General features: G+C 40.7%; 21 protein-coding genes and 2 pseudogenes. 11 read left to right on the forward strand and 12 right to left on the reverse strand.

The features are described 5' to 3' along the window. Positions 1–2 precede the first annotated feature (2 nt). From rnc to E0409_RS01545, 6 genes are all read right to left on the reverse strand, one after another. Positions 3–695: a ribonuclease III gene (gene rnc, locus E0409_RS01520; protein WP_131286891.1), complete on the reverse strand. Its 693-nt coding sequence runs from the start codon at positions 693–695 to the stop codon at positions 3–5. Further along, entirely contained in the window at positions 667–1,041 is a 375-nt protein-coding gene (locus E0409_RS01525; RefSeq protein WP_131286893.1) for a DUF4845 domain-containing protein, read from the reverse strand. Before E0409_RS01525 ends, rnc begins: the two co-directional genes overlap by 29 nt. A 21-nt stretch (positions 1,042–1,062) precedes the next feature. Next, positions 1,063–1,890 carry a signal peptidase I gene (gene lepB, locus E0409_RS01530; RefSeq protein WP_131286895.1) on the reverse strand — a complete coding sequence of 276 codons (828 nt, stop codon included), beginning with the start codon at positions 1,888–1,890 and terminating at the stop codon, positions 1,063–1,065. A gap of 21 nt (positions 1,891–1,911) precedes the next feature. After that, a complete protein-coding gene (lepA, locus tag E0409_RS01535; protein ID WP_131286897.1) occupies positions 1,912–3,729 on the reverse strand; it encodes a translation elongation factor 4 in 1,818 nt (605 codons plus the stop codon). Between the two features lie 259 nt (positions 3,730–3,988). Beyond that, positions 3,989–4,444 (reverse strand): acyl-CoA thioesterase, encoded by a 456-nt coding sequence (locus tag E0409_RS01540; RefSeq protein ID WP_131286899.1) that lies wholly within the window; start codon positions 4,442–4,444, stop codon positions 3,989–3,991. A 137-nt stretch (positions 4,445–4,581) separates the two neighbouring features. Further along, complete coding sequence (locus E0409_RS01545; protein ID WP_131286900.1) at positions 4,582–5,964, reverse strand: Do family serine endopeptidase; 1,383 nt, start codon at positions 5,962–5,964, stop codon at positions 4,582–4,584. Positions 5,965–6,192: 228 nt separating this feature from the next. Between E0409_RS01545 and nadB the strand changes: the two genes are divergently transcribed. Further along, positions 6,193–7,836, forward strand: a complete 1,644-nt coding sequence (gene nadB, locus E0409_RS01550) for an L-aspartate oxidase (RefSeq protein ID WP_165541286.1) — start codon at positions 6,193–6,195, stop codon at positions 7,834–7,836. 73 nt (positions 7,837–7,909) lie between these two features. On the opposite strand, the gene E0409_RS01555 is transcribed toward nadB, so the two are convergent. The 4 genes from E0409_RS01555 to pabC form a co-directional block, all read right to left on the reverse strand. Next, a complete protein-coding gene (locus E0409_RS01555; RefSeq protein ID WP_131286904.1) occupies positions 7,910–8,326 on the reverse strand; it encodes a PaaI family thioesterase in 417 nt (138 codons plus the stop codon). Between the two features lie 93 nt (positions 8,327–8,419). After that, positions 8,420–9,019 (reverse strand): dTMP kinase, encoded by a 600-nt coding sequence (tmk, locus tag E0409_RS01560; protein ID WP_131286906.1) that lies wholly within the window; start codon positions 9,017–9,019, stop codon positions 8,420–8,422. 9 nt (positions 9,020–9,028) lie between these two features. Continuing rightward, positions 9,029–10,072 carry an endolytic transglycosylase MltG gene (gene mltG, locus E0409_RS01565; protein ID WP_131286908.1) on the reverse strand — a complete coding sequence of 348 codons (1,044 nt, stop codon included), beginning with the start codon at positions 10,070–10,072 and terminating at the stop codon, positions 9,029–9,031. Between the two features lies 1 nt (position 10,073). Continuing rightward, a complete protein-coding gene (gene pabC / locus E0409_RS01570; RefSeq protein ID WP_131286910.1) occupies positions 10,074–10,886 on the reverse strand; it encodes an aminodeoxychorismate lyase in 813 nt (270 codons plus the stop codon). 167 nt (positions 10,887–11,053) lie between these two features. On the opposite strand from pabC, the gene E0409_RS01575 reads away from it, so the two are divergent. The 8 genes from E0409_RS01575 to E0409_RS01610 all read left to right on the forward strand — a co-directional run bounded on the left by E0409_RS01575 (position 11,054) and on the right by E0409_RS01610 (position 19,208). Further along, positions 11,054–12,058, forward strand: coding sequence for a sulfate ABC transporter substrate-binding protein (locus E0409_RS01575; RefSeq protein WP_131286912.1), 1,005 nt, complete (start codon positions 11,054–11,056; stop codon positions 12,056–12,058). A gap of 177 nt (positions 12,059–12,235) precedes the next feature. Continuing rightward, positions 12,236–13,249, forward strand: coding sequence for a sulfate ABC transporter substrate-binding protein (locus E0409_RS01580; protein WP_131286913.1), 1,014 nt, complete (start codon positions 12,236–12,238; stop codon positions 13,247–13,249). A gap of 29 nt (positions 13,250–13,278) precedes the next feature. Beyond that, entirely contained in the window at positions 13,279–13,884 is a 606-nt protein-coding gene (locus E0409_RS01585) for an RBBP9/YdeN family alpha/beta hydrolase (RefSeq protein WP_131286915.1), read from the forward strand. Positions 13,885–13,968: 84 nt separating this feature from the next. Further along, positions 13,969–14,802: a sulfate ABC transporter permease subunit CysT gene (cysT, locus tag E0409_RS01590; RefSeq protein ID WP_131286917.1), complete on the forward strand. Its 834-nt coding sequence runs from the start codon at positions 13,969–13,971 to the stop codon at positions 14,800–14,802. Next, positions 14,799–15,692: a sulfate ABC transporter permease subunit CysW gene (cysW, locus tag E0409_RS01595; protein WP_131286919.1), complete on the forward strand. Its 894-nt coding sequence runs from the start codon at positions 14,799–14,801 to the stop codon at positions 15,690–15,692. Before cysT ends, cysW begins: the two co-directional genes overlap by 4 nt. An 11-nt stretch (positions 15,693–15,703) precedes the next feature. Next, positions 15,704–16,765 carry a sulfate/molybdate ABC transporter ATP-binding protein gene (locus E0409_RS01600; RefSeq protein ID WP_131286921.1) on the forward strand — a complete coding sequence of 354 codons (1,062 nt, stop codon included), beginning with the start codon at positions 15,704–15,706 and terminating at the stop codon, positions 16,763–16,765. Between the two features lie 54 nt (positions 16,766–16,819). Beyond that, positions 16,820–17,743, forward strand: a complete 924-nt coding sequence (locus tag E0409_RS01605) for a CysB family HTH-type transcriptional regulator (RefSeq protein ID WP_131286923.1) — start codon at positions 16,820–16,822, stop codon at positions 17,741–17,743. A gap of 268 nt (positions 17,744–18,011) precedes the next feature. Beyond that, complete coding sequence (locus E0409_RS01610) at positions 18,012–19,208, forward strand: OmpP1/FadL family transporter (protein ID WP_131286925.1); 1,197 nt, start codon at positions 18,012–18,014, stop codon at positions 19,206–19,208. Between the two features lie 69 nt (positions 19,209–19,277). On the opposite strand, the pseudogene E0409_RS01615 reads toward E0409_RS01610, so the two are convergent. Continuing rightward, a pseudogene (locus tag E0409_RS01615) lies at positions 19,278–19,739 on the reverse strand (hypothetical protein); the annotation flags it as partial. A 56-nt stretch (positions 19,740–19,795) separates the two neighbouring features. Between E0409_RS01615 and E0409_RS01620 the strand changes: the two are divergent. After that, on the forward strand, positions 19,796–20,824 hold the full coding sequence (locus tag E0409_RS01620; protein ID WP_082188993.1) for an IS701 family transposase: 1,029 nt from the start codon (positions 19,796–19,798) through the stop codon (positions 20,822–20,824). A gap of 15 nt (positions 20,825–20,839) precedes the next feature. Here E0409_RS01620 and E0409_RS01625 read toward each other — a convergent pair. Beyond that, positions 20,840–21,136: pseudogene (locus E0409_RS01625) on the reverse strand (hypothetical protein); the annotation flags it as partial. A 411-nt stretch (positions 21,137–21,547) separates the two neighbouring features. On the opposite strand from E0409_RS01625, the gene dapD reads away from it, so the two are divergent. After that, entirely contained in the window at positions 21,548–22,369 is an 822-nt protein-coding gene (dapD, locus tag E0409_RS01630) for a 2,3,4,5-tetrahydropyridine-2,6-dicarboxylate N-succinyltransferase (RefSeq protein WP_131286927.1), read from the forward strand. The last annotated feature ends 73 nt before the right edge of the window (positions 22,370–22,442 follow it).

Here is a 22,442-nt window from a genome sequence, read left to right on the forward strand (position 1 = left end):
GATTACTGCTCCAATTGTTTTAAAATATCTGCCGCTACTGCTTGCTCAGCAAAGCGACGGCTGGATCCTTCACCATACAATACAGGCAAACCGTCGATAATACATTCCACTTTGAAATGCTGATTCGGGGCATCACCTTGAATATCCACAACATCGTAAATAGGGAGAGGCTTTTTACGAGCCTGTAAATATTCCTGTAAGCGTGATTTGGGATCTTTGAGTTGGTCTGTAGGCTCAATATGGTCTAAATATGGCTCGTACCATTTCAGTACGATCTCTTGCAAGACTTTTAAATCATTGCAGTCGACATAAATTGCACCAATAATCGCTTCTACAGTATCAGCAAGAATAGATTCTCGATGATGTCCACCCGATTTCAACTCGCCTGTGCTTAAGATTAAACACGGACCAAGTTTCAAATCGTTTGCAATTTTGCCTAATGCTTCTTGACGAACCAATGTGGCACGCATACGCGTTAAACGCCCTTCATTTTCACGAGGGTAGGCTTGATACAAATAATGGGCAATGATCATCCCTAACAACGAATCGCCTAAAAACTCTAGACGCTCGTAGTTAGATTTATGACTCACCGACCGATGTGTCAGTGCAAGCTGCAATAATTCAGGCTGTTTGAACTGATAACCGATACGGCTGACCAAGTGCATATCACTTAGTTTGGACTGACCTTTGATCAAAACTTTTCTCGAACTTTAACACTAAATCTATATTGAGTAAGAATGGCTTTCTTATCTCATAATCTTTTTTCACTTGCAGACCATCGATATTGGTAACCTGTGCAATATCTTTAAAATTGATATCACGAATCCCATTCATATCAAAACGCTGTGACATTTGCTCAGCAAATTTCTCAGGCGTTGTATTCGCTGGACTACTTTGCATTAGCTCTGTAATCTGGCCATCTACAACTCGATCATCCCAATACGGTCCCCAGACTGCAATTGCAATTTTTGCCAAAAAAGCAAAACCAATGATTGCAATCAAAATTCCAATATATGATGCACCTTGTTGATTTTTACGCATTTGTTATTTTTCCAATCATGCTTAATCAATTTTACCGTTACGATTAAATGACGGCAATTTAAAACCAGGCTCTTTATGCATCCAGATATAGAATGCACGACCTGTTAGGTTTTCTTCCGGTACAAAGCCCCAAAAACGACTGTCAGCACTTTGATCGCGATTATCCCCCATCGCGAAGTAATGACCTTGTGGAACTTTGACTTCCCAATATAAACCATTTTCAGCCGAGTATTTACCATTTTCAACATAATTAATAAATGGCGCTTGGCGTGCGACATTTACACCCTCAAGCTCACGTATTTTAAAGGTGTGCTTACCCAGTGTTTCTTGATGATAAATCGAGGTTGGCGTATCTAAAATGTCTTTTTCACGGCTAAATTCAACTGGAACTTTAGCGACCTTATTACCGTTAATTGAAAGCTGACCATGATCATAAACAATATGATCACCTGGCAAACCCACAACACGTTTAATATAACTAATGGTCGGTTGTGGTGGATAACGGAATACAATTACATCACCACGTTCGGGTTCACCCACGTCAATCACTTTGGTATTTACGATAGGTAAACGTATTCCATAGTTGAATTTATTGACCAGAATAAAATCACCAGTTTCTAATGTCGGCACCATCGAATCTGATGGAATATTAAAAGGCTCATATAAAAATGAACGCAGGATCAGAACTACTGCCAACACCGGCCAAAAGTCATAAGCCCATGTAATAATGAAATTTTCATTATCCTTGCCTAGAGTTTGTCTTTGTTTAAAGACAAACTTATCCAACAACCACACCAAAAAGAATATTAATGTGGCTGGTACAAGGATTAAATTAAAATCAAAATCCATGGGCTTATATCCTCAATCTTATTATCTTTCTACTTTCAATACAGCCAGGAACGCTTCTTGCGGGATTTCAACACTACCCACTTGCTTCATGCGTTTCTTACCTTCTTTTTGCTTGGATAGAAGTTTCTTCTTACGTGAAACGTCACCACCATAACATTTAGCCAATACATTTTTACGCATGGCTTTTACAGTCGAGCGCGCAATAATTTGTGCACCAATTGCAGCCTGAATCGCGACATCAAACATCTGACGTGGAATCAGCTCTTTCATTTTTTCAACCAGTGCAATACCACGGTGACGCGCATCATTACGATGAACAATCATCGCCAAGGCATCCACTTTTTCACCATTAATCAGGACATCCACTTTGACCAATGATGAACTTTCAAAACGGACAAAGTTATAATCGAGTGAGGCAAAACCGCGTGAACATGATTTCAATTTATCAAAGAAGTCCATCACCACTTCAGCCAAAGGTACTTCAAAGGTCAATGACACTTGTTTACCCAAGAACTTCATTTCTTTTTGAACACCACGGCGTTCAACACATAATGTCATGACGTTACCCAAGTATTCTTGAGGAACCAAGATATGACATTCAGCAATCGGTTCACGTAAATCTTCAACCATTGAACCATCAGGCATTTTCGATGGACTGTCGATGTAAATGGTTTCGCCATTTTTCATTAACGATTCATAAATTACCGTTGGTGCAGAGCTGATAAGGTCTAAATCGTACTCACGCTCTAAACGCTCTTGTACAATTTCCATGTGTAGCATGCCCAAGAAGCCACAACGGAAACCAAAACCTAAGGCATCCGAACTTTCAGGTTCGAAGAACAATGCAGAGTCATTAATTTGTAATTTATGCAGCGCTTCACGGAACGGTTCAAAATCGCTGGCATCAATTGGGAACAAACCTGCATAGACCTGCGGTTTAACCTTTTTAAAACCCGGTAATACAGCAACATCTGGTGTAGCCGCTAAAGTGATGGTATCGCCCACTGGCGCACCAAAAATATCTTTAATCCCGGCAATCACAAAGCCCACTTCACCGGCTTCTAACTCACCTGTTTCAGTGTGTTTAGGGTTAAAGATCCCTACCGAGGTCACGATATGGGTTTGACCAGTCGATTTGACCAGCATTTTATCGCCCTTACGGATACGACCTTCTTTAACACGAACCAGCGAAACCACGCCTAAGTAGTTATCGAACCAAGAATCGACAATCAAGGCTTGTAAAGCAGCATCACGATCACCGACCGGTGGCGGAATCACATTGACCAATGTTTCTAAAACACCTTCAACACCTAAACCTGTTTTCGCAGAACAGGTCGGTGCTTCTGTCGCTTCAATCCCGATAATATCTTCAATTTCTTGAATTACACGCTCAGGTTCAGCCTGAGGTAAATCAATCTTGTTTAAAACAGGAAGAACTTCAAGACCTTGTTCAATCGCGGTATAGCAGTTAGCAACAGACTGTGCTTCAACACCCTGTGCCGCATCAACAACCAATAAAGCACCTTCACAGGCTGCTAGCGAGCGTGACACTTCATACGAAAAGTCAACGTGTCCTGGAGTATCAATAAAGTTAAGTTGATACTCTTGACCATTTGGATGAGTGTAATACAAGGTGACTGACGCAGCTTTAATGGTAATTCCGCGTTCGCGCTCAATGTCCATAGAGTCAAGGACTTGCGCTTGCATTTCGCGAGCTTGCAGACCACCACAGGTTTGAATAAATCGATCTGCAAGCGTCGACTTACCATGATCGATATGTGCAATAATCGAAAAATTTCGTATATTGTTGATATTAACTGACTTTTTAGCAACTGCCATAAACTACTCTAAATCAAAACACACAATCACATACTCGAACAAACAAAGTATTTATGACGTGCAAAAAAGGATATTCCGAAGATGTTGCACAGTATAAGCAGTAGATAGTTAAAAATACATAGAGCTTTTTAAAATAGTCAGTTTCTTCTGCAAAACTTTGCTATAAACCATCCTCGCTCAAGTATTGATATATGAATGTTATGACAATAATTAAATCAGGTCTTTTAAGCCGTAGTCGACAGGAATGTAGGGATCAATATTAACCTTTTAAATTAATATTGGTGAAATCTAGCGGGTTAATCTCAGCTGCTATCGGTTGATAGGCTTGGGTAAACGTCGGTGACATGCGTTTTGGTCGACCTGTTGCGATTTCGATACATGCCCATTTGGTATTTCCTGTAAATAAAATACTTTGGTCGTGAGGACGATAGAAGACGTATTGACGGAAAGAATACAGTGCATTGAGATCATTCAACCAGGTACGCAAAATAATTTTTTCGCCTTCAAATGCCGCTTTACGATATTGCACATGATGCTCAATCGCCACCATTGCATGCTTCAATTCAAGGTATTCTTTAAGCCCCAAACCCAAAGCTTCAATATGGGCAGTCGCAACTTCCTGTATCCACTGCATATACACCACATTATTCACATGTCCCAAACTGTCAATATGATCTGCTTGAACGGTCATTTCTAAATCAAAAACTGTGCTCATATATTCTTTAAACCCGTACTCGTTACAAAAATTTCGTTCAAGGAAACACAGTCTACGTAATTTTAAGATAGAGTAAAATTGCAAAACATAAAAAAACCACTCATTTTCAGAGTGGTTTTGCTGTTCATTTATCAAGCTTATTCGATACGCATTCCCAAAATTGCGCGTTGATCTTGACGAATAATCGAAACCCGAGCAATTGAACCTTTTTTCAAGTCAGATACAGATTTAATAAAATCCTCACTATTCAGAATGGTTTTATTATTGATTTGAGTAATGATATCGCCTGCAATCAGGCGCGATTGTGCAGCAATACCGCCTCGCTTCACTTCCTCTACCAAAATACCGCCTTTAATATCTAGCTGTGCCTGTTCAGCAGCGGTTAGGTTGCGAATGCTAACGCCTATAACAGGACCTTTTTGTTGGGCGGTTTGTTCCACTTTTGCCGGGGTGTCATCTGGAGCAGTCGTCACAGTCGCCGAAATATTGCGGGTTTTATCATCGCGTAAAACTTGCAACTGAATCACTTGATTAGGCGTAGTCCGGTTTAAATAATTCAACAAATCAGAAGTTCTTGAAATGGGTGAACCATTATATTTCAAGATGACATCGCCCGACTTAAAGCCGGCTTTGGCTGCGGGTGAATTTGGCGCTACCTGTGTCACCAGTGCACCTTCAGGTTTGGACAGGTGATAAGATTCTGCAAGGGTACGATCAATATCCTGCAGCATTATTCCTAAGTATGAACGCGTGACCTTGCCATTCTTTTTCAGCTGCTCTGCCACATCCATGGCCACATCAATCGGAATAGAGAATGACAAACCCATATATCCGCCAGTACCACTAAAGATTCGTGAGTTTACCCCAACCACTTCACCATCTTGATTAAATAGTGGACCACCCGAATTCCCGGGATTCAAAGCCACATCGGTTTGAATAAATGGAACCGAGGTTTCTCCCATCATGTTGCGCATTTTTGCGCTGACAATACCGGCTGATGCAGAATAGTCAAAACCAAACGGAGAACCAATAGCCAGTACCGGCTCTCCCACTCTGAGTCGATCGACATTGCCGGTACGTAATTCAGGGAAATTCGAGCCATTGACTTTTAGAAGCGCAACATCGGTACGCTCATCACTTCCGACAACAGTCGCATCAATTTCACGGCGATCGCTCAGCATGATCGTGACTTTAGAAGCATCTTCTACCACATGATGATTCGTTAAAAGGTAACCATCTTTACTGATAAAGAATGCGCTGCCATAACCCGTTTTTTCTTGTGGTGCTTGTTGCTGTGGAATAATCACCCGATTACCAAAGAAACGTTTTAATATTTCAGGAACTTGCTGCTGTAGCAATTCTTGCTCTGTCATTTTTTTAACGACATTTACACTCACAACTGCCGGGCTAACTTGTTCTACCAGATTGGAAAAATCTACTGAGGATGCTGCTTGTGTTTGCGCTGCAGCTATCGTAAATACCGCAGCATAAATTCCTTTTTGTACATAGCGATTTTTCATATAAAGCATTCGCTCCATTTCATTATAAATATGTGTAGACAGTTTCTAGCATAAACTTTGTCTATCTTGGGTAATAATATGTTTGATTATATTTGTATAAACAACAGCTTAAAGTTTTCTTAAAAGTTTGTTGGTTTATTACTTTTTCTCATCATACATTAGCATATTTGCTCTTGTTTTTTGATCAAAAAAGCGGTGTCATTAGCGAACTTTTTTTCGAATTAGCTGATTGACATGTCTAATTTAAACACAACGCATCATTTTGATGTGATCATTGTGGGAAGTGGCGGTGCAGGTTTAAGTCTGGCTTTATCGCTACCCGATCATTTCAATATTGCAGTTTTGGCAAAATCGACCTTGACAGATGCCAGCACTTTTTATGCGCAAGGCGGTGTCGCAGCTGTTCTGGATGAAACCGACTCAATTGAACAGCACATTGATGACACCATGATTGCAGGCGCACAACTATGTGAGATTGAGGCGGTAAAACAGACAGTAGAAGGTGGCAAACCTTCGGTTGATTTCCTTTTAAAGCATGGTGTGCAATTCACCTTAGATGAGCAAGAACAACTGCATTTAACCCGTGAAGGCGGGCATTCGCAACGACGTATTATTCATGCTGCAGATGCAACCGGTCGTGCCATTTCAACCACGTTAGTTGAACGCGCCCAAGAAAAACACAACATCACTATTTTTGAAAATTATATTGCGATTGATTTAATTACTTCGCAAAAATTAGGGCTAAAAGATCAAGGCAATCGTGCTCTTGGCTTATATGCGCTGGATGAAAAAACTGAAAAAGTACATACCTTTTTAGCACCTTCTACCGCTCTTGCGTGTGGCGGGGCAATGAAAGCCTATCTGTATACCTCCAATCCCGATATTGCGACCGGCGATGGTATTGCCATGGCCTATCGTGCCGGTTGCCGCGTTGCCAATATGGAATTTAACCAGTTCCACCCGACCTGTCTTTATCATCCTCAAGCACGTTCATTTTTAATTACTGAAGCCATGCGTGGCGAAGGCGCTTATTTACGCTTACCTGATGGTGAACGTTTTATGCTGCGCTTTGACGAACGTGCTGAACTGGCACCACGTGACATTGTGGCACGTGCCATTGACTATGAAATTAAACGTTTGGGTATCCGTCATGTCTGGCTGGATATTACCCATAAAGATGAAGCGTTTATTAAAGAGCACTTCCCGACCCTCTATGCACGTTTACTTGAATTAGGAATCGACATTACCAAGGACATGATTCCAGTAGTTCCTGCAGCTCACTATACTTGTGGCGGAGTGATGGTCGATGAAAATAGCCAGACCGACATTGAAGGACTCTATGCCATTGGTGAAACCTCTTATACCGGTTTGCATGGTGCTAACCGAATGGCCAGTAACTCACTTTTAGAATGTTTTGTCTATGGAATGAGTGCGGCAAAACATATCGAAAGTAAATTCAATACCCAATATAAATCTCCCGATGTACCGGCTTGGGATGATTCTCAGGTAATGAATCCGGATGAAGATGTAGTGATTTTGCAAAACTGGGATGAACTGCGTCAAACCATGTGGAACTATGTCGGGATTGTGCGAACCACCAAACGCTTGGAACGCGCCTTACACCGGATTGAAATGCTAAAACGAGAAATCACTGAATATTATCAGGATTACCAAGTCAGCAAAAATCTGATTGAATTGCGTAATCTGGTCTTGGTTTCCGAGATGATAGTTCGCTGTGCCATGGAGCGTAAGGAATCACGAGGTTTGCATTACACCCTGGATTATCCTGAGCTTGGACCTGAACTGCGTAAAACCATCCTAATTCCACCTAGCTTTCAAGTGGAAACACCATTGGTCAATGCTGAAGCCTAGTTTTTAAAAGTGGTAAAAACAATAAAAAGCCGAACATCTCTGTTCGGCTTTTTTAATGCTGCATAACATTTATTTATCGCTGAGGCGGTATGGAATAGGTGCTTACAGCATGCGCAATAGGTTCTTCCGAATCAATAGAATATAACCATACATCCCCGACTATCAGTGCCTTGCCGACTTTCATTAATCGACAAACCGCACGAATATCCTGTTCTGCGGTAGGCTTTCTTAAAAAATTGATGGATAAATTGGTGGTGACTGCCAACGCGACAATGCCGATCTCGCCTAGTATCGCAATATAAAGCGCATAATCAGCAGCGGTCATCATGGTCGGGCCCGACACTGTTCCACCCGGTCTTAAATCAGCAGCACCCACATGATAAATAATGGATGCAGCTTTTTCAGTCACTGTTTCTATTTCGCATTTTTCCAGACTTTGTGGAAATTCAGCCTGTAAAAAAGAAATAATCTCGGCCTTGGTACTTTTCATTTATATTTCATCTTCATCCCTGATGATGCTGAATATAAAAGAATAACTCACCTTAAGCACTGATCTTTTTGATCTTTGTTTCAATCTAAAAAGTTATTTCAGATAAGCTACTGCCTGTTCAAACACCTGATCTGATGTCTGAGTGGCATCTAGACGCTTAATCCGTTCACCTTGTTGTTCCCACAGCTCTTGATAACCCGAACGCACTTTCTCAAAGAAAGTGGCTTTCTCCTGTTCAAAGCGATCTAGCGCACCACGCTCACGCGCACGCGACATCCCCAACTCAGTCGGTGCATCTAGCCAGAAGGTGATATTCGGCATATGTGAGACAAAATTGGCATTCAATAACTGCAATTTTTCTTTGCTTAAGCCACGCCCCGCACACTGATAGGCAAAACTGGCATCGGTAAAACGGTCACACAGTACGGTTTTACCCGCAGTCAATGCAGGTACAATCACTTGCTGTAAATGTTGCGCACGTGCTGCATACATTAAAAGCAATTCAGTATCATTCGACATGCTTTCTTCATGATTAACCGACAACAACAGCGAACGGATTTGCTCAGCCATTGGGGTACCACCCGGCTCGCGCGTAAGTACCACTTGCTGGCCTTGCTGTTGCAAATAGTCATAAATTTTACGAATGAGTGTGGTTTTCCCGACACCTTCAGTGCCTTCAAAACTAATAAACATCCATCACTCCTACTTCGATTTTAAAACTGACAAGTAATCCTGCACTGCACGATTATGCTCATCCAAACTTGCCGTAAATTTATGTCCACCATTACCGGTTGCCACAAAATAAATATTGTTTGATGCATCTGGATGCATCGCTGCTTCAATTGCTTTTTGACTTGGTAAGGCAATCGGAGTTGGCGGTAAACCACTGTTGGTATAGGTATTATAGGCAGTCGGTGTACGCAAATCTGTACGGGTGATATTGCCTTTATAGTTATCTCCCATACCATAAATCACGGTTGGGTCAGTTTGCAGACGCATCCCCATTTTCAAACGGCGTACAAACACACCAGCGACCTGTTCCAGTTCACGATCGAGACTGGTTTCTTTCTCAACAATTGAAGCCATAATCAAGGCTTCATATTTATCTTTATAAGGTAGGTCAGAGGCGCGATTTGCCCATGCTTCGTCCAAAGATTTCATTTGACGGTTATACAAATCTGTCAGAATCTTTTTATCTGTTTCGCCTTTGGCAAAGAAATAGGTATCCGGCGCAAACAAACCTTCAGGATGATTAAACGGAATATTCAATGCTTGCAGCATTTGATCTTGCGGAAGATTCAGCACTTCTTTGGTGACTAAATCATCTTTCTTGAGAAGTTCAATTAACTGCTTAAAGGTCGTGCCTTCAATCACCAGAATGCGATTCATTTGTGCATTTTCAGAATTCGCGAGCATATCCATCACTTGACGAATCGTCATCCCTTGACGCACTTCATATACACCGGCTTTCATAGTGTCATGAATGATAAATTTTTGATAAAGCTTTAATATAATCGGGAAACTGACTTTATCTTCTTTGGCTAAACGATTAATAAAGCCTGAATAAGTATCACCTGTTCCGATCGCCAGCAGCTGCTTTTCACCTTCGACAGGATAAGCCTTAAATAAGCTTGACCATAAAATGACTGAAGCCATGACCACGAAACCCATGAATAGAACGATGAAACCTTTCAATGGAAATACTTTTGTGGCTTTCTTTTTTGAGTTTTTGTTTGTGCTGGACATATTAACGAATCTGAGTCAATTGAAGGATATTAAACAGTTCAATACAGGCTTGAACATTCAAAGCTTGCTGATTAAGTTCAGTCACAACTTTCATTGGACTTAAGGCATTACAGAAAAACAGGCTTTCAAATTTTGAAATTTCTTCCATATCAATAAAACGCTGTTCGCAATGAATACCTTGCTGCTGCATACGAGATAAAATTTCTGTCCGCATTACACCATGGACGCCATTATAACGAAGTTCTGGGGTAATCCATGTATTGTTTAATCGAATGAAACAATTACTGCTTACTCCTTCAACAACAGTGCCTTGCACATCAGTCACCAGTGCTTCAGCCCATCCACGTCCATCGGCCTCATTTTTTAATAACACCTGTTCCAAACGATTCAGGCTTTTTAAACCGACCAGGCTGGGCATGGTCAGTCCCAAGACCTGTTGCAGTACACCCGATTTTATTTTTTCAACTTGAAAATCATCAACCACTTTGGGATAAAAAAACACCCATACATCTGCCGGATGATCAGGCAAGCTGTATCCGCGCTGCCCTTCACCACGACTAATGATGATTTTAAGCGTGCCATTCACTTCCAGAAATTGTTGTTGCAGTAAAACCAAGCTTTTTTGAATCAAGCTTAAATCTGCTTTTAACAGCAGCCGTTCACAACTTAAATGCAGTCGCGCCATATGCAAGTTTTCAAGCTCAATTTTACCATGCCGAACCCGCGCAGTCGTAAAACAGCCATCACCATAATGGAAAGCACGATCCAATAATGAAATTTCGTTTATTTCCTGTGCATTTTTAAAACATGGCATATGCAAACATCCTGTGAATGATGACTTAGTTTAAAAATAGCGACGCTGAATTGATAGCAGTTTTATTCATATCAAATTCGTTTCTTATTATTTTTTCACCCTAATAGATAACGCTATTCTCCGCCTTGTACAAAACATAAATAATTTAAATGTAAAGGATAGCAAAAATGCGCTCATTAAAAATCGGGGTTTTAGCAGCACTTATTTCGGCAACGTCTTTTAGTGCGCTTGCAAAAGACTTTTTAAATGTTTCTTACGATCCAACCCGTGAATTGTATGAAAACTATAATAAAGAGTTTGGTGCGTATTGGAAGAAGTCTACAGGTCAAGAGCTCAACTTCAAACAATCTCACGGCGGTTCCGGCAAACAGGCACGTTCAGTCATTGATGGCCTGGATGCAGACGTCGTGACTTTAGCACTGGCTGCAGACATTGATGCCATTGCAGAAAACTCAAATCTGCTGCCAAAAGACTGGCAGAAAAAGTTTCCAAATAACTCTACACCATATACATCAACCATCGTATTTTTAGTACATAAAGGTAACCCGAAAGGCATTAAAGACTGGGGTGATTTGATTAAGCCAGATGTCGGCATCATTACCCCAAATCCTAAAACGTCTGGCGGTGCACGCTGGAACTATTTAGCAGCTTGGGCTTGGGCGAAACACCAAGCAGGCGGCAATGATGCAAAAGCGCAAGAATTTGTACGTAAAATCTACAAAAATACCAAAGTACTCGACTCTGGCGCACGTGGTGCAACCACCACATTTGCTGAGCGCGGCATTGGTGATGTATTACTGGCTTGGGAAAATGAAGCGCACTTAGCGATTCGTGAACAGCCGGGCAAGTTTGAAATCATCACACCATCATTGTCTATTTTGGCAGAACCGCCAGTAGCAATTGTTGAAAAGAATGCACAGAAAGATGGCAACCTCACTGTGGCTAAAGCTTACTTAAACTACCTCTATTCACCTGCAGGTCAAACCGTTGCAGCTAAAAACTTCTATCGTCCACGCAATGCCGCTGTCTTGGCAAAATACAAACCCGTATTCAAACCTTTGAAACTGGTAACGATTGACAAGGAATTCGGTGGCTGGACTAAAGTGCAAAAAGCTCACTTTGAAAATGGCGGCATTTTTGACCAGATCGTGAAAGCAAATAGCACCAAATAATCCTGGAAGATCAAGAGCAGCATTGGCTTTATTGATAAGGCCAATGCTTTGGATCCAGAATAAGTTTAATTTATCTCTTTTATTCATATAAAATTCATTTTTTATTATTTTTTATGCATAAAGAATGGCGTTATTCTGCATTCATGTTACAAAACAGTTAAGAATATTGAGGTTGGCATGAGCATTTCAGCAAAATTAAAGTTAGGGGTTTTAGCAGCAGTGATCTCTGCAACATCTTTTAGTGCGCTGGCAAAAGACTTTTTAAATGTCTCTTATGACCCAACTCGTGAACTTTATGAAGATGTCAATAAACAGTTTGGCAAATACTGGGAAAGCCGCACCGGTCAAAAGATCAACTTCAAGCAATCTCACGGTGGTTCGGGTAAACAAGCGCGTGCGGTGATTGATGGTTTAGATGCTGATGTTGTAACACTTGCTCTTGCTGCTGATATTGATGTCATTGAACAAAAAACAAAACTGCTTCCTGCTGACTGGCAAAAGAAACTTCCTCAAAACTCAACACCTTATACATCTACAATCGTATTCTTGGTACGTAAAGGCAACCCGAAAGCTCTAAAAGACTGGGGCGACTTGGTTAAACCAGGGGTAGGCATTATCACTCCCAACCCTAAAACATCTGGTGGTGCACGCTGGAACTATTTAGCAGCTTGGGCTTGGGCAAAACACCAAGCCGGTGGTAACAACAAAACAGCGCAAGAATTCGTTCGTAAAATCTATAAAAATACCAAAGTACTCGACTCTGGTGCACGTGGTGCAACCACAACATTTGCTGAGCGCGGCATTGGTGACGTATTACTGGCTTGGGAAAATGAAGCGCACTTAGCGCTTCGTGAACAGCCCGGTAAATTCGAGATCGTAACGCCTAGCCTGTCTATTCTGGCTGAGCCACCTGTTGCGATCTTAGAAAAAAATGCTGAGAAAAAAGGCAACAAATACTTGGCGCAAGGTTACTTGAACTTCTTGTATTCACCATTGGGGCAAGAGATTTCAGCACGTAACTTCTACCGTCCACGTAACGCAAAAGTGTTAGCAAAATACAGTAATGTATTCAAGCCACTTAAACTTGTCACCATTGAGCAGGAATTTTCTGGTTGGGACAAAGTTCAAAAAGTGCACTTTGAAAATGGCGGCATCTTTGACCAAATCGTAAAAGTAAATAGCGCGAAATAATCGTGCTGGACAGATAAAGGAGCATCGACATGATTCATACCGTAATTGTTCCAGGCGTGGGGGGCAGTGAACCTGCGCATTGGCAATCTTGGTTACAACGACAACTCATGTCATGCTCTCGTGTACAGCAACAGGATTGGAATAATCCGGTACTTGAAAATTGGATCAGCGAATTTGTAAATACCGTTCGCCCGATTCAAGGTCATATTCAAATCGTGGCGCATAGCTTTGGTTGCCTCACCACTGTTGCAGCACTCGCTCAGCATCCTGAACTCAATCAAAAAATTAAAAATTTGATTTTGGTTGCACCGGCGAATCCTGCACGTTTTGGTGAAGCCGGTTTTTCACGTGATAGCCAGCAAGATTATCAACGTTATTTTCATCAGTTAAAAATTGCGGTTCCGACCACTTTACTGATTAGTGAAAATGACCCTTGGTTAAATTTTGAAGATGCCCAATGCTTGGCGCAAGCATGGAAACTCAATCCAATTAATCTGGGTCAAGTCGGACATATTAATGTTGCTTCCGGTTTTGGTCCATTTCCTGAAATTTATGATTATCTGATTTCAGAAAATGTACTGCAACATATCAATTTTTCTGATGAGAGCAAGTGTTATTTTAAATTTGCAATTTAAAGTCTGCAAATTATGCTTGTGCCGAATTAAATTTTTATTTTTGCTGACTTTATTGGTCAGCATTTTCTCTTTTGAGGAGTAATCATGTCGCAGCGATCCCGAGTGCTGCCAGGATTTGGTCTTTCTCTAGGCTTTACCCTAGCGTATTTGTCATTAATTGTTCTTATTCCTTTATCTGCAGTGTTTATTAAATCACTGGGCATTGGCTGGGACGGTTTATGGGAGATTTTAAGTTCAGAACGTATCCTAAAATCTTTGCAGTTAAGTTTTAGTGCCGCACTCATTGCAGCCTTAGTCAATGTGGTATTTGGCTTGTTACTGGCTTGGTGCTTGGTTCGTTATAGCTTTCCTGGCAAACGAATTATTGATGCTTTAGTGGATTTACCCTTTGCCTTGCCAACAGCGGTCGCAGGCATTGCACTGACTTCTTTATATGCACCTACAGGTTGGATTGGACAGTACCTAGAACCAATTGGCATTAAAGTGGCCTACACCCCGATCGGGATCACGCTTGCGTTGATTTTTATTGGCTTACCTTTTGTGGTTCGTACGGTACAACCTGTTTTAAGTGACCTGGAAACCGAACTGGAAGAAGCGGCATCAGCACTCGGTGCCAACCGTTTTCAGATTATCACCAAAATCATTTTGCCGATTCTGTTCCCCGCGCTACTGACTGGTTTTGCATTGGCATTTGCACGCGGTGTAGGTGAATATGGTTCAGTCATCTTTATTGCAGGTAACCAGCCCTATGAAACTGAAATTGCGCCACTGATGATTATTTCTCGTTTAGAAGAATATGATTACGCAGGTGCAACCACGATTGCGGTGGTGATGCTGTTAATTTCTTTTGCGATCTTATTCCTGATTAACTTGCTACAAGCGTGGGCAAGCCGCCGTACAGGGAGAACTGCACCATGAGCTTAATCACCAATAGCAATGCTTTAGCGGAAAAACTGCAATCTCGTGATGCAACCCGTGAACCGACCTGGGTACGTAATCTTCTGATTACGATTGCGCTGATCTTTTTCTTAAGCTGCCTGATTCTGCCTTTAATTCTGGTCTTTGTTGAAGCCTTTAAACAAGGGGTTGCGGTTTATTTCCAAGCTTTGATCAATCCAGATACTTTATCTGCAGTAAAACTGACTTTATTGACCGCCGCCATTGCCGTGCCATTAAACGTGGTGTTTGGTGTTGCTGCGGCCTGGTCTGTTGCGAAATTCAACTTCCGTGGTAAATCCATTTTAACCACCATTATTGACATCCCCTTCTCTGTATCGCCTGTTATCGCAGGTATGATGCTGGTACTGATTTTTGGTACTCAAGGCTGGATGGGCAACTGGCTAATGGATCACGACATCAAAGTGTTGTATGCCGTGCCTGCAATTGTGCTTGCAACCATCTTTATTACCGTTCCTTTTGTGGCTCGTGAATTGATTCCGTTAATGGAAGCGCAAGGCACTGAAGAAGAAGAAGCCGCGATTGTACTCGGTGCTTCAGGCTGGAAAACCTTCTGTAAAGTGACCTTACCAAATATTAAATGGGGTCTGATTTACGGTGTGATTTTGTGTAATGCCCGTGCGATGGGTGAATTCGGTGCAGTATCGGTGGTGTCGGGTCACATTCGTGGTGAAACCAATACTTTACCGTTACACGTCGAAATTCTTTACAACGAATATACCTTTAGTGCTGCGTTTGCGGTGTCCTCGCTGTTGGCTTTACTTGCCATTGTGACCCTGATTTTAAAAACATGGGTTGAAATACGCCAAGAAAAGCAAAACAAACGTAATGAAGATTCACAAGTTTCTTAAGGAATGACATCATGAGTATTCAAGTTAAAAATATTGAAAAACACTTTGGTGCATTCCATGCACTTAAAAACATCTCACTGGATTTTCCAGATGGTCAGCTGGTGGCATTACTCGGTCCATCAGGCTGCGGTAAAACCACCCTGCTGCGTATCATCGCTGGCTTAGAATCGGCTGATGGTGGTCAAGTGATTCTGGAAGGTGAAGATGCAACTGATGTGCATGTTCGTGAACGTCAAGTCGGTTTTGTATTCCAGCACTATGCCCTGTTCCGTCATATGACTGTATTTGACAATATTGCTTTCGGTTTACGTGTTCGTCCGCGCTCAACACGTCCTTCTGAAGCGGAAATCAAAAAACGTGTCACCCGTTTACTGGATTTAGTTCAATTGGGTTTCTTGGCCGATCGTTTCCCTGCACAGTTATCGGGTGGTCAACGTCAACGTATTGCATTGGCGCGTGCACTCGCTGTTGAGCCTCGCGTGCTGTTGCTGGATGAACCGTTTGGTGCACTCGATGCCAAAGTACGTAAAGAACTGCGCCGCTGGTTACGCACCTTGCACGATGAATTGCACATTACATCAATCTTTGTAACCCACGATCAGGAAGAAGCCTTAGAAGTGGCAGATCAAATTATCGTGATGAACAAAGGTAATGTAGAGCAGATTGGTTCACCACGTGAAGTTTATGAAAAACCGGCAACACCGTTTGTTTTCGACTTCCTGGGTCAGGCCAATCGTTTCGAAGGTCAAAATCAGCAAGGCATCATTCATCTTGGTGAAGACCGCATTCAATTGCCACAAGTGAAAGATGCCCCACAAGGTGAAATTGTTGCCTTTGCGCGTCCAAACGAACTAAGCATTCATGCCACTCCGCAAGAAAATGCCATTCAAGCCACTTTCTTACGTGAAATCTGGATTGCAGGTAAAGTGCTTGCAGAACTTCAGGATCGTCAAGGCAATTTGATTGAAATTTCGCTTAGCTCTGAAGAAGCGAAATTACATCAATTTAAACCGAATCAAACTGTGTGGTTAAGCCCAACTGCATTGCATTTATTTGCCAATGACGTCGCTTAAGAACAAATAGATGGGGCAAAAACAGCCCCATCCCCTTTTAAGGTACAAAGAATTATGAATTTCCAACAATTAAGAATTATTCGAGAAACCGTTAGACAAAACTTTAATTTAACTGAAGCTTCAGCAGCACTTTACACATCCCAATCGGGTGTGAGTAAACACATTAAAGATTTAGAAGATGAACTGGGTGTACAACTGTTTATCCGCAAAGGTAAACGTTTATTGGGTTTAACTGAACCGGGCCAGTCTTTACTGGGGATCGTAGAACGTATGCTGGTCGATGCAGACAATATTAAACGTCTTGCAGATGACTTTAACCGCGTCGATGAAGGCACGCTCACCATTGCAACCACACATACGCAAGCGCGTTATGTGTTACCGCCAATCGTGAACCAATTTAAAAAAGAATTTCCAAAAGTACATTTGATTCTGCAACAGGCCAGTCCGGTTGAAATTACGGAAATGTTGCTTCAAGGCGAAGCCGATATCGGTATTGCAACCGAATCTTTAACCACTGAAGATAATCTTGCAAGTGTGCCTTTTTATACTTGGCAACACAGCATTATCACGCCACAAAACCATCCACTGGCGAACAAAACAGATATTAGTTTAGAAGACTTGGCGCAATATCCGCTTATTACTTATCATGGCGGTTTCACAGGTCGTTCAAAAATTGATAAAGCCTTTGAAGAGGCAGGAATTGATGTGGATATTGTGATGTCAGCGCTTGATGCCGATGTCATCAAAACCTATGTTGAACTGAATATGGGCGTCGGTATTGTCAATAATGTGGCTTATGACGCAGAACGTGACTACCGTTTAAAGCAGATTCCAACCGATATTTTTGGCGTAAACACCACTTGGATTGCAGTACGTAAAGGTCATTTGCTCCGTGGCTATGGTTATGAGTTTATTTCACTCTGCTCACCAGAAGCAGACATTAAAGCACTGAAACGAGTGGCTTACCCAGAAGATTAAAAAATCACATAATTATTTAGATTGGGGATATCACAATATCCCTTTTTTAATTTTAACTCACCGTTTCTATCGTTTTACTGATCAGCAATATAAAAAATTTATCCATTCAAAAATTAAAGTATAAATAATCTTAAAATTAGGCTTGCTCATTCTAAATAAAACGACATAAAGTACACCCACTGAATAAAAAAATTCAATTACATGGTGTGTCATCAGGTTCTACACACAAAATATATAAGCGAAGTCATTATTTAATTTGGGGTTATTTATGAAAGCTACGGCATTTAGCATAACTCTGTGCATTTTTTTGCCTACACAAGTATTTTCCGCAGCCCTTGAAACTTCAAACCAAAGCATTGCGACATTTTTACAACCAAACCATTACGCTGAATTTTCAACCGCATTTGTTGATGCCAATATTTCTGGGAATACTTACCGCCCTGAAGCCAATAATCCATCAATATATACAGAAACCTCTACCCAAAATTTTGTGAATCACTTTTATCTATCTAGCGCGGCCTTAAAATTACAACTCGATTCCAATTGGTCCGCAGGTCTGATTTATGACCAACCTTTTGGTGCAGATGTCAGTTACGCTTTAGATCCTGTTGCCACGAGTCTGGATGATTTAGTCAATGCTGTCGGCTTTAAAGTGGATAGCAACAATCTCACGGCTCTTGTCGGCTATCAGCCAAATCAATCTTGGAACATATATACCGGCTTAAGTTATCAAAGCTTAAAAATGCATTTGAAAATTTCCGGTCAATCGATGGGCATACTGGCTGATTATATGGGGGAGATAAAAAAAGATTCCGCGAGTGGTTGGCTTACTGGCGTTAGTTATCAACGACCAGAATATGCCCTTAAAACCTCACTGACTTATCGTTCTAAAATTCGACATAAACAACACTTTCAGGAACAAGTCAGCACAGTTCCAGTTATCCCTTTACTCAATTTAGCTTCCGACCAAAACACGACTATAGAAACACCTCAATCGGTCAACCTTGAGTTTCAATCTGGCATAACAGCCAATAATTTAATTTATGGATCAGTGCGTTGGGTCAATTGGCAGAATTTTAAAATTGTTTCTCCCTTGATGAGTTCAGGTAACGCTACACTTGTTCCTTTAGTGAATTATCAAACAGATCAATGGAGCACAACTTTAGGTCTGGCGCATATACTGAATGACAAATGGACATTGATTACCGATATAGGACGAGACAGCGGTACCGGCAATCCTGCTTCTACCTTAAGTCCTTCAGATGGTTTTTATAGTTTTGGTGTAGGTGGTTTTTATAATATTCACTCTCATTTATTTATTGCTGCCGGCATGAAATACTTAAAGCTGAATAAAGCAAAAATTCAGCAAGTTCAAAATGGTTCAGGCAGTTTATTTGGGCCTTTATCTTCGGTAAACAATAACAATGCTGTCGCTTATGGGGTCAAAGCAGGTTATCGCTTTTAATTAAAAGTGTTTTATCTTCAAAAAACAAAAAACGAGCCGAAGCTCGTTTTTTATGCGGGAGTATTTAACTTACCAGTGGTAGCTCACACCAAGCTTAGCGACTGGCAACCACTCGTATTTATTGTCGTTACGGATTTTATTCTCTTCATCCCTAATTGCTTGGTCAATATCAGGAGAGTCTGTTACAGCTTGTAGATTATATTGTTGTAGATTTACAGAGGGGTTTCCAGTGTAGTAAGCCCCCACTTCACCAAACACACCCCAGTTTTTGTTAATTTTTGGTGCAAAACCTAAACCAACATATGGAGCGATGTCATTTTCATAGGTCATTTGACCGCGTACACCGCCAGATTGGCCAGCATTTACGAGCTGGTAATCATTACCACTAATACTCAATGTATTACCGCCACCTATACGTTTTTCTAGGTCATAATCATTATCCAAATAACCTACTCCAAGAGCCATATATAAAGCTTGTGCCCAACGGTTTTCACTTGCACCCCACGGACGAAGTTCAGCGTTTAAATAAACTAGGACTTACGCATTGACGGATTCAAAAAAGTATTAAAATACTTTATAAAGTATCTGTGATCAGACGAATTAAAAATGCTTCTACAGCAACTTGTACTCTACCCATTTATATGGGCTTTCTCATGACAGAACCGAACTCTATTAGCTGCACACAACTTGCCGAGACTTATAACATCTCGCATGATAGTGTAAATCGCTTTCTAGAGCGTGAAGACTACACACCTCACGACCTATATCAAGAAGCAATTCAACATATTGATAATAATAAACTTATAGTCAGTATTGATGATACTGTTTTAGATAAACCATATAGTCAGCATATGGACTTAGTTAGCTATTTTTGGTCAGGCAAACACCACCGATCCGTCAAGGGTATTAATCTCATTACCTTGTATGCGACAGATCAAAATGGTCAAAATATTCCAATTAATTTCCGAATTTATGACAAATCTGAAGGTAAAACCAAGAATGATTACTTTATGGATATGTTAAGTGAAGTACTCAGTTGGGGTGCAAAGATTCAATTTATTACAGGTGATAGTTGGTATTCATCGACTGGAAATCTAAAAACCATAAGAAAACATGGTATTCGATTTATGTTTGGTATCGACTGTAACCGTAAGGTTTCCCCAGAAAAAGGACAATGGTTTCAACTGCGTTTATTGCCAAATTTCCATCAGGGTCAAGTGGTCTGGCTCAAAGATTTTGGCTTTGTACAATTATTTAAGACTCAGTTAAAAGAACAGCAGAGGTTTTATATTGTTCATCAAGATGAAGATGATTTATTGTCCTTTGAGGGTTTTCATGAATTACATTCAAGTCATTGGAAAATAGAACAATATCACCGAGTGATTAAACAGGTTTGTCATATTGAAAAGTTTCAAGTAAGACGATCTAAACTGATTTCGAATCATATTTTTTCAGCCTTGATGGCCTATGTTGAGATACAAAAGAACCAGTTTGAGCGGATCTTTGAAAATGTATATCGTTGGCAGAAGAAGTTATTTAGACCAATGATCAAAAACTTCATTGATGACTTTATTCTCGATAAAAATCATCTGCTACCACAGAGAGTCTATAAATAACAGTGCGTAAGTCCTATAAACGTTGTTGTTTTCCATATCCAAATCATATTTGGTGCCATTTACTGATACATCATCTGTCCATGAGATATCACCACCATTATAACCCAGTGCCAAACCTACATATGGGTTTGCAGTCCAAAGTAAGGCACCACCATAACCCGTTGTCCCTACTTCAGCACGAACACCGGTTGGAATAAGCTGGTTGCGTTCAAATACATAGCCGTCTTGAACGACTGCATCGTCAGCTGCCATGGCTGTTCCTGCAATAGCGGTTAATACAGATACTGCCAAGATCGTAGATAAAGTTTTCATAGTAGATCTCCTCAAAAAGTTTCTAGTTCATCATTAGTGCTTTTCTAATAGTTAAAACTATAAAATATTAATTACTTAACTTTTATTCGAAATTTGCTTGGTTTTTGTTAAATTTTGATACAAATACTTTTTGCTACTGATTAATAATAATTATTTTTATAAAAACTTTTATATTATTCGCCTAAATCGATCTACCCAGCTTAATAAGATATTATATTATTCACTGTATTGTTTGCGTTGTGTTAACGCACTGATATTTTACAAACATCTCAAATAAATTCCTTAGCTTTTGTTGAGTAGAGCCATTCATAGATCTTTAATAATTAATTCCGATCTAAAGTCACTTTTTCATCTATTCTTGTCTCAATATAGTGTAAAATATTGGAAAATTTTTTTTGGAAATGGAAGATCATGTCTCAGCTTTCAACAATCATTGAACAGGCTTTTGAAAATCGTGCAAATTTCACCGCGGCTGATTGCCCTGCTGAAGTTCGTAGTGCTGTAGAACAAGCTATTGCTGGCTTAGATAACGGCACACTTCGTGTAGCTGAAAAAATTGATGGTGAATGGATTGTTCACCAGTGGCTTAAAAAAGCAGTTTTGTTATCTTTTAAATTAAACGATAACAAAACCATTGAGTCTGGTGATCTTCGTTTCTACGATAAAGTAGATACTAAGTTTGGCGATTGGACTGAAGAACAGTTTAAAGCAGCGGGTGTTCGTGTTGTTCCACCAGCAGTTGCACGTAAAGGTTCATTCCAAGCGAAAAATGTTGTATTGATGCCATCTTATGTGAACATTGGTGCATATGTTGACGAAGGTACAATGGTTGATACATGGGCAACTGTGGGTTCATGTGCGCAAATTGGTAAAAATGTACATTTGTCTGGCGGTGTAGGTATTGGTGGTGTTCTTGAACCATTACAAGCGAATCCAACGATTATTGAAGATAACTGCTTCATTGGTGCACGTTCTGAAATCGTTGAAGGCGTGATCGTTGAAGAAGGTTCTGTAATTTCAATGGGCGTATTCATTGGTCAATCGACTAAAATCTTTGACCGTGAAACTGGCGAAATCCATTACGGCCGTGTTCCTGCAGGTTCTGTAGTAGTTTCTGGTAGCCTTCCTTCTAAAGATGGTACTTGCAACCTTTATGCTGCAATTATCGTGAAAAAAGTTGACGCGAAAACTCGTGCTAAAACAAGCTTGAACGATTTATTACGCGAAGACTAATCTGTCTTAAGTCTGTTACGGAACTTTAATCGTTCCTCATCTCTACGGTCAGACATGATCGTAGAGATTTTTG

This window comes from Acinetobacter sp. ANC 4862 (assembly GCF_004336635.1).
Lineage (GTDB): Bacteria > Pseudomonadota > Gammaproteobacteria > Pseudomonadales > Moraxellaceae > Acinetobacter.

Excerpts from the sequence above, each read along its gene's own strand:
- E0409_RS01600 (WP_131286921.1), top strand. The coding sequence starts at position 15,704 with ATGAGTATTCAAGTTAAAAATATTGAAAAACACTTTGGTGCATTCCAT.
- E0409_RS01610 (WP_131286925.1), top strand. The coding sequence starts at position 18,012 with ATGAAAGCTACGGCATTTAGCATAACTCTGTGCATTTTTTTGCCTACA.
- E0409_RS01555 (WP_131286904.1), bottom strand. The coding sequence starts at position 8,326 with ATGAAAAGTACCAAGGCCGAGATTATTTCTTTTTTACAGGCTGAATTT.
- cysW (WP_131286919.1), top strand. The coding sequence starts at position 14,799 with ATGAGCTTAATCACCAATAGCAATGCTTTAGCGGAAAAACTGCAATCT.
- lepA (WP_131286897.1), bottom strand. The coding sequence starts at position 3,729 with ATGGCAGTTGCTAAAAAGTCAGTTAATATCAACAATATACGAAATTTT.
- pabC (WP_131286910.1), bottom strand. The coding sequence starts at position 10,886 with ATGCCATGTTTTAAAAATGCACAGGAAATAAACGAAATTTCATTATTG.
- E0409_RS01540 (WP_131286899.1), bottom strand. The coding sequence starts at position 4,444 with ATGAGCACAGTTTTTGATTTAGAAATGACCGTTCAAGCAGATCATATT.
- E0409_RS01585 (WP_131286915.1), top strand. The coding sequence starts at position 13,279 with ATGATTCATACCGTAATTGTTCCAGGCGTGGGGGGCAGTGAACCTGCG.
- E0409_RS01605 (WP_131286923.1), top strand. The coding sequence starts at position 16,820 with ATGAATTTCCAACAATTAAGAATTATTCGAGAAACCGTTAGACAAAAC.
- E0409_RS01575 (WP_131286912.1), top strand. The coding sequence starts at position 11,054 with ATGCGCTCATTAAAAATCGGGGTTTTAGCAGCACTTATTTCGGCAACG.
- dapD (WP_131286927.1), top strand. The coding sequence starts at position 21,548 with ATGTCTCAGCTTTCAACAATCATTGAACAGGCTTTTGAAAATCGTGCA.
- lepB (WP_131286895.1), bottom strand. The coding sequence starts at position 1,890 with ATGGATTTTGATTTTAATTTAATCCTTGTACCAGCCACATTAATATTC.
- cysT (WP_131286917.1), top strand. The coding sequence starts at position 13,969 with ATGTCGCAGCGATCCCGAGTGCTGCCAGGATTTGGTCTTTCTCTAGGC.
- E0409_RS01580 (WP_131286913.1), top strand. The coding sequence starts at position 12,236 with ATGAGCATTTCAGCAAAATTAAAGTTAGGGGTTTTAGCAGCAGTGATC.
- E0409_RS01545 (WP_131286900.1), bottom strand. The coding sequence starts at position 5,964 with ATGAAAAATCGCTATGTACAAAAAGGAATTTATGCTGCGGTATTTACG.
- mltG (WP_131286908.1), bottom strand. The coding sequence starts at position 10,072 with ATGTCCAGCACAAACAAAAACTCAAAAAAGAAAGCCACAAAAGTATTT.
- tmk (WP_131286906.1), bottom strand. The coding sequence starts at position 9,019 with ATGTTTATTAGTTTTGAAGGCACTGAAGGTGTCGGGAAAACCACACTC.
- E0409_RS01525 (WP_131286893.1), bottom strand. The coding sequence starts at position 1,041 with ATGCGTAAAAATCAACAAGGTGCATCATATATTGGAATTTTGATTGCA.